The sequence below is a fragment of the Vagococcus sp. CY52-2 genome (genome assembly GCF_022655055.1).
GTDB lineage: Bacteria > Bacillota > Bacilli > Lactobacillales > Vagococcaceae > Vagococcus.
Genome location: NZ_CP093384.1, coordinates 1,286,071 through 1,297,995, shown reverse-complemented (window position 1 = coordinate 1,297,995; position 11,925 = coordinate 1,286,071). Strand labels below are relative to the sequence as shown.

The 11,925-nt window shown below is 34.5% G+C and carries 12 protein-coding genes; 9 read left to right on the top strand and 3 right to left on the bottom strand.

The window, feature by feature from the left end:
• Positions 1-45: 45 nt before the first annotated feature.
• Complete coding sequence (gene gnd, locus MN187_RS06435) at positions 46-1,473, top strand: NADP-dependent phosphogluconate dehydrogenase (RefSeq protein ID WP_117973011.1); 1,428 nt, start codon at positions 46-48, stop codon at positions 1,471-1,473.
• 45 nt (positions 1,474-1,518) lie between these two features.
• Here the strand turns inward: gnd and yidA are convergent, their stop codons facing one another.
• From yidA to MN187_RS06420, 3 genes are read right to left on the bottom strand one after another with little or no spacing between them, the layout of a single operon-like run.
• A complete protein-coding gene (gene yidA / locus MN187_RS06430; RefSeq protein WP_242093638.1) occupies positions 1,519-2,337 on the bottom strand; it encodes a sugar-phosphatase in 819 nt (272 codons plus the stop codon).
• A gap of 3 nt (positions 2,338-2,340) precedes the next feature.
• Positions 2,341-3,678: an HD domain-containing protein gene (locus MN187_RS06425; RefSeq protein ID WP_117973009.1), complete on the bottom strand. Its 1,338-nt coding sequence runs from the start codon at positions 3,676-3,678 to the stop codon at positions 2,341-2,343.
• Entirely contained in the window at positions 3,679-4,533 is an 855-nt protein-coding gene (locus MN187_RS06420; RefSeq protein ID WP_242093637.1) for a lipoate--protein ligase family protein, read from the bottom strand.
• A 137-nt stretch (positions 4,534-4,670) separates the two neighbouring features.
• Here MN187_RS06420 and MN187_RS06415 point away from each other — a divergent pair, with 137 nt between their 5' ends.
• From MN187_RS06415 to MN187_RS06380, 8 genes are all read left to right on the top strand, one after another.
• The gene (locus MN187_RS06415; protein ID WP_242093636.1) at positions 4,671-5,117 is read left to right on the top strand and encodes a YwiB family protein; all 447 of its coding nucleotides are present in this window, start codon (positions 4,671-4,673) and stop codon (positions 5,115-5,117) included.
• Between the two features lie 75 nt (positions 5,118-5,192).
• Positions 5,193-5,798: a DNA-directed RNA polymerase subunit delta gene (rpoE, locus tag MN187_RS06410; protein WP_117973006.1), complete on the top strand. Its 606-nt coding sequence runs from the start codon at positions 5,193-5,195 to the stop codon at positions 5,796-5,798.
• Between the two features lie 57 nt (positions 5,799-5,855).
• Positions 5,856-6,197: a DUF1622 domain-containing protein gene (locus MN187_RS06405; protein ID WP_117973005.1), complete on the top strand. Its 342-nt coding sequence runs from the start codon at positions 5,856-5,858 to the stop codon at positions 6,195-6,197.
• 100 nt (positions 6,198-6,297) lie between these two features.
• Positions 6,298-7,776: an aldehyde dehydrogenase family protein gene (locus MN187_RS06400; RefSeq protein WP_241699151.1), complete on the top strand. Its 1,479-nt coding sequence runs from the start codon at positions 6,298-6,300 to the stop codon at positions 7,774-7,776.
• A 146-nt stretch (positions 7,777-7,922) separates the two neighbouring features.
• Positions 7,923-8,789 (top strand): class II fructose-bisphosphate aldolase, encoded by an 867-nt coding sequence (locus tag MN187_RS06395; RefSeq protein ID WP_117973003.1) that lies wholly within the window; start codon positions 7,923-7,925, stop codon positions 8,787-8,789.
• A 190-nt stretch (positions 8,790-8,979) separates the two neighbouring features.
• Complete coding sequence (gene murA, locus MN187_RS06390) at positions 8,980-10,257, top strand: UDP-N-acetylglucosamine 1-carboxyvinyltransferase (RefSeq protein ID WP_117973002.1); 1,278 nt, start codon at positions 8,980-8,982, stop codon at positions 10,255-10,257.
• Between the two features lies 1 nt (position 10,258).
• Positions 10,259-11,530 carry a transcription termination factor Rho gene (rho, locus tag MN187_RS06385; protein ID WP_242093635.1) on the top strand — a complete coding sequence of 424 codons (1,272 nt, stop codon included), beginning with the start codon at positions 10,259-10,261 and terminating at the stop codon, positions 11,528-11,530.
• A gap of 90 nt (positions 11,531-11,620) precedes the next feature.
• On the top strand, positions 11,621-11,884 hold the full coding sequence (locus MN187_RS06380) for a type B 50S ribosomal protein L31 (protein ID WP_079347925.1): 264 nt from the start codon (positions 11,621-11,623) through the stop codon (positions 11,882-11,884).
• Positions 11,885-11,925 lie beyond the last annotated feature (41 nt).

The window sequence follows — 11,925 nt, the reverse complement described above, 5'->3', positions numbered from 1 at the left end:
GATAAAAAAGTATCATTTTTTGAAAAAAGAATTGGAGGAAGATGTATGTCTAAACAACAAATTGGTGTTGTCGGTATGGCAGTCATGGGTAAAAACTTAGCGTTAAATATAGAAAGTAGAGGATACACTGTTTCTATTTTTAACCGTACATCATCAAAAACAGAGGAAGTAATCAAAGAGTATCCTGATAAAAATTTAGTTGCAACTTATTCTATCGAAGAGTTTGTTAATTCTCTTGAAACACCAAGACGAATTTTATTAATGGTAAAAGCAGGTAAAGCGACTGATTTAACAATCGAAAGTTTACTACCATTTTTAGATGAAGGGGATGTGTTAATCGATGGTGGGAATACTTACTTCAAAGATACTATCCGTCGTAATGAAGCGTTAGCAACTTCTGGTATTAACTTTATCGGTACTGGTGTATCTGGTGGAGAAGAGGGGGCGTTAAAAGGGCCTTCTATGATGCCAGGTGGACAAAAAGAAGCGTATGAATTAGTAGCCCCAATCTTTGAACAAATTGCAGCAAAAGCAGAAGATGGTGTGCCATGTGTGACGTATATTGGACCAAATGGTGCAGGTCACTATGTAAAAATGGTACATAATGGAATCGAGTATGGAGACATGCAATTAATTGCTGAATCATATGACATCTTAACTCGCGTTTTAGGTTTATCAGTTGAAGAAGTTGCTGACATTTTTAAAGAATGGAATACAGGTGAGTTGGACAGCTACTTAATCGAAATCACGTCAGATATTTTAACGCGTAAAGATGATTTAGGAACCGGTAAACCAATTGTTGATGTTATCTTAGATGCTGCTGGTAATAAAGGAACTGGTAAATGGACAAGTCAAAACGCACTTGATTTAGGAACACCACTACCGCTTATTACAGAATCTGTTTTTGCTCGATATATCTCAGCATTAAAAACTGAGCGTGTAGCGGCAAGTGAGATTATTCCTGTACCACCAGTGAAAGAATTTACTGGAGATAAAAAAGAATTTGTAGAAAAAATTCGTCAAGCATTATACTTTAGTAAAATCATGAGTTACGCACAAGGATTTGCTCAAATGCGTATGGCTAGTGAAGAATATGGTTGGGATCTAAATTATGGTAATATAGCGAAAATCTTTAGAGCAGGATGCATTATTCGTGCCCAATTCTTACAAAAAATTACGGATGCCTATGAACGAAATCCAGAAATTAAAAATCTTATTTTAGATGATTATTTCTTAGATATCACAACAAAATACCAACAATCAGTTCGTGATGTTGTTGCCTTAGCTGTTGAAACAGGTGTACCTGTTCCCACATTCTCATCAGCTATTTCTTACTACGATTCTTATCGTACAAAAGATTTACCTGCTAACATCATTCAAGCACAAAGAGATTACTTTGGTGCTCATACTTACGAACGTAAAGATCGTGATGGCGTGTTCCATTATGATTGGTATGGGGAAGAAAACAAATAAGTAAATGAAAAATCCAGTTACTAGAAAACTAGTAACTGGATTTTTTTAGTTATTGTTAAGCACCCATTCGTTAATGGCATATGCTACACCATCTTCATCATTTGTTTTAGTTATTTTGTTTGCAATGCTTTTTACACTGTCTACAGCATTTCCCATCGCAACCCCAATACCTGCATATTCAATCATAGATAAGTCATTTTCATTGTCACCAATTGCCATGACTTCTTCTTGTTTAATGTTTAGATGCTCAGCCAGTTCTTTGACTGATTCTCCTTTAGTTGCTTTAGGATCTAGTATCTCTAGATAGTAAGGAGCACTTTTAACGATGGCAAAGCGTTCATGAAATTCTTGTGGAATTTTTTTAATTGCTGCATCAAGAATATCTTCATGATCAATCATCATTGCTTTTACAAGTTTGATATCTTTTGTCATGTCATTTACCGGTTTATATTGTAGTGGAATACCTGTGATTACTGCTTCGTTAATGGTATAGGGACTAATATCAGGATTAGCTGTATACATTGTATCAGCATCTTGTACATGGAAATGAACGCCTAGTTTACGTGATAATAGTTCGACATCTTGATAGTCATCTAATGACAGTGAATGACGTAAAATAATTTCTTTTGTTCCAGCATTTTGAATCATGCCACCATTATATGTAATAATAAAACTGTGGTCATTTTCTAATTCAAGTTCTTTTACTAAATCAATTACGCCAATAGTTGGTCTTCCTGTTGTTAAAACAATATCAATCCCACTATCAGAAGCTTTTTTAATTGTTTCCTTCACTTTTGGTGTTAATTTTCTTTCTGAATTGACTAAAGTGCCGTCAATATCAATCGTGACCATTTTAATTCCCAAATATTACACGTCCTTTTTAATTATTTCTCCATTTTTTATGGAGTTGTTAAAAGTGTTAATAGAGTCTTCAAATAAAGTATAATTGTCTAATGTAGAGGATGCAAGCATTTCATCAGGGAAATAAAAGCGTTGATCTCCTTTAGTTTCTCCTGCAATTGCTCTAACTAACTCACTAGCACTAGATAGTTCAATCAGTTCACCATCCGGATATATAAGCTCAATTTGTGTTTTATTTTGTGATTTTTCTGGTTTATAAAAATCATAAGGTAAATCAAAACTGGAATTAATGGCAGTATAATAGGTATGATTAAAACCAACTTTTTCAACTAAATCTTGCAAATCTGGTAACATGATAAAGTTCTCAGTTGAAAAGGCTGCTGATTTAAATGGAACACGATTTAAAAATCGTTTAGATAAATCATTTAAAATAGCATCATCTGAATGGCTCCATAAATGAAATGCCGTAGTTAATACACCATCATCTAACACAAGATAATCGTTTAAATCAAAATCATGTGCAAGGAAAGGAACTAAAAGAGGCGACGTTTTATTAAAATATGATTTATTATCATGGTATAAATCTTGAGCTCGTTGTAATAAACGATCTAATACCATTTCCATTCCTCGAGAGACAGGATGAAAATAAATTTGCATGTACATCTGATAGCGGCTAACAATGTAATCTTCAACAGCATGCATGCCACTTATTTTAAAAACAATCCCACTTTTATGAGGTCTGATGACGCGTAAAATACGTGTTAAATCAAATGTACCATATTCTGTTCCAGTAAAATAGGCGTCTCGTAATAAATAATCCATCCTATCTGCATCGATTTGACTAGAAATCAGTTGAACGACTTGTTTATTTGGATAGGTTTTAGCAATCACACTCGCTACTTTGTCAGGAAATTCTTCTGACACTTGTCGTAAAATACGATTGATCTCAGTTTTTTTTGAGGTAATGATATCAACGGTTACTTGTTCATGATTTGTTTTAAAAATCGCTTCAAATGTATGTGAAAAAGGTCCGTGACCTAAATCATGTAATAATGCCGCACATAGTGTAACAAGTCGTTCTGAATCATCCCATCCATACTCCCCGTACTCTTTCACATCATAATTTCGTTTAAAATAGTTGCAAATGCGGCGAGTAATTTCGTAGACCCCTAAAGAGTGACCAAAACGAGAATGCTCTGATGTGTGAAAGGTTAGAGATGTTGTTCCAAGTTGCTTGATTCGTCTTAGGCGTTGGAATTCTTTGGCATTAATTAATTCTAAAATAATTGGGTGTTCCACTTTAATATCGTGGTGTATAGGATCTCTAAATACTTTTTCAATCAATTAATCCACCTCCTTTAAAATAGTATTAATCCTCTCATTTCGCTGTTCCATTCTTTGGTAGCCCTTGTCATAACTTTCTTTAAATTCATCAGAAGTTAAAAAATGGTTAAATTTGACTTGAGCAGTATCGTCAATTGTCCAGTTTTGACTAATGGCTTCAATAATGAGCATTTGCATTTGTTCAACGTTCAGTTTTTGTTGTAGTAAGTCCGATAAATTTCGCATAGAGTTTGGATCAACTGGAGGAAAAGTTTCTTTTCCAAATTTGTCTTTTAAACCCGCTTGATAAAATTGTTGGACTAGGTTTCCTCTTTTTTCTTGGTTACCATTAACGCTGATATAAATCATAATGCTTAAGCCTTTTTTTATTCGACGTTGGGCAATACCGGCAAATTTTTTTTCATTAATACTTAAATCGTATTCACCAGGACAGTAGGAATTTACTACCTCGAAAGAGTCTATAGTAACATTGAATGAAGATAAAGCATTTGAAATGATGGCTTTCATTGTGTCATATCCATGATTAATACTGGTTTGATTAGTAAATTCTTGTGGTAAAATCATTGAAAAGTTTAAAATCCCATCATCCGCTACTACAGCTAAACCGCCAGAATTTCGTACAACAGGATGATAGTGATGGGATCTAACCGAAGAGATGGCATCACTTAAGTCTGTGACACGAGTATCTTGCATTCCTAATATTAGTTGATTTGTCATCGTCCAAAAATGAATGATAGGGATCCCATGTTTACCTGAGTAATCAGCCAAAATATCTGTTACGATAAATGGATCATATTTATTTTCATTTGTTAGATGATGTTGTTCAAACAGAACAATTGCTTGTTTTAACGACATATATACAACTCCTTTTTATACTTTCCTTATTATACCGATTCTTTTGTGAAACGGAAAGGATTTAAGAACAATGATAAAGGTTTGACAAACCTTTTAAAAAAGACCAAAATATATAAAAAAGTAAAGAGGTGGAATGGGTGTCAAAAAGAGAAAAAACACCAATTAATATTTTGGTGAAAACTGAGGTTACAAAAGAGCAAGAATTGAAAGAATTTTTAGTAGAAGTCAAAGGTAATATGGTAGTAATTAATGATGTCATCTATTTAAGATACGAAGAATTACTGGAAGGAATTGATAAACCTGTTCCTGTTACAATAAAAATTTTACCAGATGAAACGGTAACATTGATTCGCTCAGGTGATGTTAAAATGAAATTAAATTTTTCCTATGAGGAAAAGCGGGAAACAACATATGCTACTCCTTATGGCATGATGAGTATTTCAACCATGACTAATCATTTACATATTAGTCTAAAAGATAATCCACAATCAGGTGATTTAACAATTGATTATGATTTATTTGCTGGAGAAGAAAAGTTAGGGACATACCATTTGATGATTAATTTTAGTGGGGAGAATAGATGAAATAAAAATTTTAAATTGCAAAGAAACGCTAGTTATTGTATGATAGAGAGTAGACTGTGAAAGGACGTGTGTCAGTTGGAAATTAAAGCTTTTGAAGGCGTAAATAAAAATGAATTGTCGATGATTGAAGTTGCACATGCAATTTTAAATCAACGTGGAGACATTATTGATTTTAGTGATTTAGTAAATGAAATCCAAAACTACTTAGAAAAAGCAGATAGTGAAATTCGTGACATCTTGCCACAATTTTATACAGACTTAAATATTGACGGAAGTTTTATTTCTTTAGGAGATAATCGTTGGGGCCTGCGTAGCTGGTATCCAATCGATTCAATTGATGAAGAAGTTTCTGGTGTGGATGAAGACGAAGAAGAAACACCACGTCGTAAAAAACGTAAAAAAGTAAATGCTTTTATCGCAATGGATGACGATGCCATTGATTACAATGATGATGATCCAGAAGATTTGGACTTAGTCGATCATGATGAAGATGATGATGAGTTGTATGAAGATGAAGAAGATGAAACAAAAGAAATCAAAGAATACACAACTGATTTATCAGAAATCGGTGCTGACAATGACGTTGATGATGACGTGCCAGAAGGTGTAGAAGAAGATCTAACCATCGTTGAAGAAGATGATTTATACGAAAATGATGATGAAGAAGACGAAGAATTATAATAAAAAGAGTGTCATTTGATGCTCTTTTTTGTTTATTATAGAATAGGAGGGATAGCAATGATTAGTGAGGTAGTAGATAAAATAATTTTTGTATTAAATGCTTTTTCAGTGATTATTCTCTTAGTGGGTGTGGCAAAAGCCGTCATCGATTTTACTAAAAATGAATTTGGAAGCGGCACAAGGGAAGAAATATCTTTCAGAAATAATAAAATTAAATTATATTTAGGATCTTATATATTACTAAGTTTAGAAGTGCTTATTGCGTCAGATATTATTGAAACTATTTTAAACCCATCAACACAAGATATTGTTATCTTAGGTGGAATTGTCGTGATCAGAACTGCTATCTCTTATTTTTTAGGAAAAGAAATTGAACAAACACATAATGAGGAAGAGTAGAGATACTCTTTTTTTTATAAGCATAACGCTTGAATTTTAAAATGAAAGCAGATACAATTTTAACTATACCGAAATAAAAAAATATCAAAGGAGAATTGTTATGACAGCTTTTAAAGATATATACAAAGAATATAATTTATTTATTAATGGAGAGTGGACAAAAGGCGCTAAGGGAGAGATGTTAGATACTTTTTCGCCTGTAAATGGAGAAAAAATTGGCTCATTTGTTGATGCCGTTGATGCCGACGTTGATGCTGCCGTTGATGCCGCACAACAAGCATTACCTGAATGGCGTGATTGGTCACTTGTGGATAGAAGTAATTTATTATTAAAAATTGCAGATGTTATTGATGAAAATATGGAACATTTAGCCTATATAGAATCTATTGATAATGGAAAACCAATTCGTGAGACCAAATCGGTGGATGTACCACTTAGTGCCGATCATTTTAGATATTTTGCAGGTGTCATTCGTAGCGAGGAAGGCTCAGCGCAAGCGTTAGATAAAGATACTTTAACACTTATCTTAAGAGAACCAATCGGGGTGGTTGGACAAATTATTCCATGGAATTTTCCCATTTTGATGGCAGCGTGGAAATTAGCTCCAGCTCTAGCTGCTGGAAATACTATCGTCATTCATCCATCATCTTCCACTTCTTTAAGCTTATTAGAATTAGTTAGGTTGATTGGTCCAATGTTACCAAAGGGTGTGTTAAATTTAATTACAGGTAAAGGATCTAAATCAGGCGATTATATGTTAAAACATGATGGATTTAATAAACTAGCCTTTACCGGATCAACTGAAGTTGGTTATAAAGTTGCTCAAGCTGCAGCGGATAAATTAATTCCTGCAACCCTTGAATTGGGTGGAAAATCAGCGAATATCTTCTTTGATGATATGCCATTTGAAAAAGCAGTTGAGGGAGCACAACTTGGTATTTTGTTTAATCAAGGACAAGTATGCTGTGCAGGATCAAGGATTTTCGTGCAAGAAGGAATCTACGATAAATTCGTAGCAGAATTAAAAGAAAAATTTGAAGCCGTAGTCGTTGGGGATGCGTTGGATGAAAATGTCCAAATGGGTGCCCAAGTGAATGAGGGACAAGTAAATAAAATTTTAGAAGCAGTTGAAGTAGGGCGTAAAGAAGGTGCAACGATTTTAACAGGTGGAAAACGCCTTGATGGAGACTTAGGAAAAGGATGTTACGTGGCACCGACACTTTTAACTGATGTGACTAATGATATGGAAGTGGCTCAAGAAGAAATCTTTGGTCCAGTTGCAGTAGTGATTAAATTTAAAACAATTGATGAAGTGATAAAAATGGCAAACGATTCTGAATATGGTTTAGGTGGGGGTGTTTGGACTAAAAACATCAACACAGCTCTTAAAGTGAGTCGAGGAATTGAAACCGGACGTGTATGGGTTAATACATATAATCAAATTCCCGCCGGAGCACCTTTTGGTGGATACAAAAAATCTGGTATTGGACGTGAGACGCATAAAGCTATCCTTGATGCTTATAGTCAATTTAAAAATATTTACATCGATACAAAGGAAACAGGATTCAATCTTTATTAAAAAAGGACTGTAATAAAATTTTCTGAAAATAGCATCAAAGATTGTGATTTGACTAGCAAAAATAACTAAAGAGTGTTAAAATGATGGTGTTAGTTAAGTATCACCTATACCAAATAGAGTGATAACATAATAGGAGGAATTTAATTATGGCATTAGTATCAGCAACAGAAATGTTAAAAAAAGCTAAAGAGGGCAAATATGCAGTTGGTGCATTCAACACAAACAATTTAGAATGGACTAAAGCTATCCTACAAGGGGCTCAAGAATCTAATTCTCCAGTAATGATTCAAACTTCTATGGGTGCTGCAAAATATATGGGTGGTTACCAAGTATGTTATGATTTAGTTAACGACTTAATTGACTCAATGGGAATTACAGTTCCAGTAGCATTACACTTAGACCATGGTGAATACGAAGATGCATTAAAATGTATCGAAATTGGTTACACATCTGTAATGTTTGATGGTTCTCACTTACCATTTGAAGAAAATTTAGAAAAAGCAAAAGATGTTGTTGCTAAAGCTCACGCTAAAGGTGTTTCTGTAGAGTGTGAAGTTGGATCAATTGGTGGAGAAGAAGACGGCATTATCGGTTCTGGTGAATTAGCAGATCCAGCTGAATGTAAAGCAATGTCTGAAACAGGAATTGATTTCTTAGCTGCAGGTATTGGTAATATTCATGGTTCTTACCCTGAAAACTGGGCTGGTTTGAGCTTTGATCGTTTAGCTGAAATTGCTGAAGTAATCGATGGTAAACCAATGGTATTACATGGTGGTTCTGGTATTCCATTAGATCAAATCCAAAAAGCAATCTCTTTAGGCGTATCAAAAATTAACGTTAATACTGAATGTCAAGAAGTATTTGCAGCTGCAACACGTAAATACATTGAAGAAGGCAAAGACTTAGAAGGTAAAGGATTTGACCCTCGTAAATTATTAGCTCCAGGTACTACCGCAGTAACTGAGTTAGTTAAAGAACGTATCCAATGGTTTGGATCAAACGGTAAAGCATAATTTTAAAGCTTGAATGAAAAAAGAGTGTCTGACTTTGTCAGTCGCTCTTTTTTTACGTATAAATTTACCAAGTGCTTTTTTTCATTTATATTGTGTGATAGAATACAACTATATTATGCATAACGAAACTTATTTGGCTGCTTATTTTAAGCGGCTTTTTTAAAGACTAAAGTGAGGTCATTAAGACAAAATGAAAAAATTAATTATAAATGGTGGAAAAAAATTAAAAGGCACTGTCACAATTAGTGGTGCTAAAAATAGTGCTGTTGCTTTAATTCCTGCTGCTATTTTAGCTGATACTCCTGTTATTTTAGAAGGAGTACCTGATATTAAAGATGTGCACTCTTTAAAAGAAATTTTAGAAATTATGGGTGTGAAAGTAACTTTTGATAATCATACTATGATAATTGATCCAACCAACATGGTATCCATACCAATGCCAAGTGGAAAAATTAATAGTTTACGTGCCTCATATTATTTTATGGGAGCGTTACTAGGTAAATTTGGTGAAGGTGTTGTTGGTCTTCCAGGTGGCTGTTATTTAGGACCAAGACCTATCGATTTACATATCAAAGGGTTTGAATCACTTGGAGCTGAAGTAACAACTGAACATGGAGCAACTTACTTAAAATCACCAAATGGGTTAGAAGGCACACGTATTTATATGGATATGGTGTCAATTGGTGCAACGATTAATGTCATGTTAGCGGCGGTAAAAGCAAAAGGTCGAACAGTGATTGAAAATGCCGCAAGAGAGCCTGAAATTATTGATGTCGCAACATTATTAAATAACATGGGAGCTAAAATTCGTGGCGCTGGTACGAATGAACTTCGGATTGATGGCGTGACAGAATTAAAAGGATGTCGTCATTCAATCATCCCAGATCGTATCGAAGCAGGGACTTATTTATCAATGGCAGCTGCTCATGGTGATGGTGTTATAGTCCAAAATGTTATTTATGAGCATTTAGAAAGTTTTATCTCAAAATTAGAAGAAATGGGTGTGCCAATGACTATTCGAGAAGATAGTATTGAAGTACATCCAGCTAAAAACCTAAAACCAATCAACGTTACAACGGTTCCTTATCCAGGATTTGCAACAGATTTACAACAGCCTATTACCCCACTATTATTAAAAGCCAATGGAAAAAGTATTGTGACAGATACAATATATGAGCAGCGAGTCAATCATATTCCAGAATTAGTTCGCATGGGAGCAAACGCAAGTATTGAAGGGAAAATGATTGTATTAAATGGTCAAGATGATTTAGAACTTGTAGGAGAAGATGTTACGGCGAGTGATTTACGTGCAGGTGCTTGTTTGGTAACTGCTGGTATCATGGCAAGTGGAACAACTCGCATTTCTAATGTGGATAATATTTTACGTGGGTACGATAATATCATTGATAAATTAACAAATCTAGGTGCTGATATTCATATGGAAGAAGGCACGGATAAAGAGGGATAATATGGGTGATTATTTAACAATGGGTGAATTAGAACATAAAACCCTAAAAGAAATATATGCTTATGCAAAAGATTTTAAGATACCTTATTATAGTCAAATGAATAAAAAAGAATTATCATTGGCTGTCATTCGTGCACAAGCAGAAAAACAAGGCTTTTTTATGGTGGAAGGTGTATTAGATATTATATCAAATGATGGATATGGCTTTTTACGACCTATTAATTATACACCCAGTAAAGAAGATATCTATATTTCCTCATCACAAATTAGACGATTTGGATTACGAAACGGGGATAAAGTATCAGGAAAAGCAAGACCGCCAAAAGAGAGCGAGCGTTATTATGGATTGATGCATGTTGAAACGGTTAATGGAAAAAATCCAGAAGATGCCAAACAACGTCCGCATTTTCCAGCACTTACGGCGCTTTATCCTGATACAAAATTAGTATTAGAAACAACAAAAACAGATTTATCAACACGAATGATTGATTTATTTGCACCAGTTGGTTTTGGTCAACGTGGTCTAATTGTCGCACCACCAAAAGCTGGTAAAACGAGTGTCATAAAAGAGATTGCTAATGGCATTTCAAAAAATTATCCAGATGTGGAGTTAATTGTCTTATTAATTGATGAACGTCCGGAAGAAGTAACTGATATTGAAAGAAGTGTTGATGGTGAAGTAGTATCCTCTACCTTTGACCAGATGCCTGAAAATCATACTCGTGTCGTTGAACTTGTGTTAGAAAGAGCGTTACGTTTAGTGGAAGATAAACGTGATGTGGTGATTTTAATGGACAGTATCACTCGTTTGGCCAGAGCATACAACTTAGTTATTCCACCAAGCGGACGAACACTTAGTGGAGGGATTGACCCTGCAGCCTTTTATAAACCAAAACGTTTCTTTGGAGCTGCACGAAATATTGAAGAAGGCGGAAGCTTAACTATTCTGGCGACTGCTTTAGTTGATACAGGAAGTCGAATGGATGATGTGATTTATGAAGAGTTCAAAGGAACAGGTAATATGGAACTTCATCTATCAAGAGAATTATCAGAACGCCGTGTGTTTCCGGCAATCGATATTAAACGATCAGGAACGAGACGTGAAGAATTGCTTATGTCTCCAGAACACTTGGAAGAAATATGGAAATTACGCCGTCATATGAAAGGTGACTCGATTAATTCAACACATCAATTATTAACTTTTTTAAAGAAAACAAAAAATAATGAAACCTTTTTTGATACATTTAAAGACGTTTCTTTTTTAAAAAAATGAATTGCTAAAAATCATTGAACATGTTAATATAGTATCGTTGTAATAATAACTCTGTTTCAGCACATGAATCAGGGCAAAGGAGAGAGAAATATGAAACAAGGAATTCATCCAGAATATCATCCAGTAGTATTTATGGACTCACAAACAGGGTTCAAATTCTTATCTGGATCAACTAAAACATCTGAAGAAACAATTGAATGGGAAGATGGTAACACATATCCAGTTATTCGTGTGGAAATCACTTCAGATTCACATCCATTCTATACTGGACGTCAAAAATTTACACAAGCAGACGGACGTGTGGATCGTTTCAACAAAAAATATGGTCTCAAAGACGAAAACGCTGCAGAATAGTCTTCAGTGTCGAAAAGATTTCTGGTATTTTATCAGGAGTC

Excerpts from the sequence above, each read along its gene's own strand:
- gnd (WP_117973011.1), top strand. The coding sequence starts at position 46 with ATGTCTAAACAACAAATTGGTGTTGTCGGTATGGCAGTCATGGGTAAA.
- MN187_RS06420 (WP_242093637.1), bottom strand. The coding sequence starts at position 4,533 with ATGTCGTTAAAACAAGCAATTGTTCTGTTTGAACAACATCATCTAACA.
- MN187_RS06405 (WP_117973005.1), top strand. The coding sequence starts at position 5,856 with ATGATTAGTGAGGTAGTAGATAAAATAATTTTTGTATTAAATGCTTTT.
- MN187_RS06400 (WP_241699151.1), top strand. The coding sequence starts at position 6,298 with ATGACAGCTTTTAAAGATATATACAAAGAATATAATTTATTTATTAAT.
- MN187_RS06395 (WP_117973003.1), top strand. The coding sequence starts at position 7,923 with ATGGCATTAGTATCAGCAACAGAAATGTTAAAAAAAGCTAAAGAGGGC.
- murA (WP_117973002.1), top strand. The coding sequence starts at position 8,980 with ATGAAAAAATTAATTATAAATGGTGGAAAAAAATTAAAAGGCACTGTC.
- rho (WP_242093635.1), top strand. The coding sequence starts at position 10,259 with ATGGGTGATTATTTAACAATGGGTGAATTAGAACATAAAACCCTAAAA.
- MN187_RS06380 (WP_079347925.1), top strand. The coding sequence starts at position 11,621 with ATGAAACAAGGAATTCATCCAGAATATCATCCAGTAGTATTTATGGAC.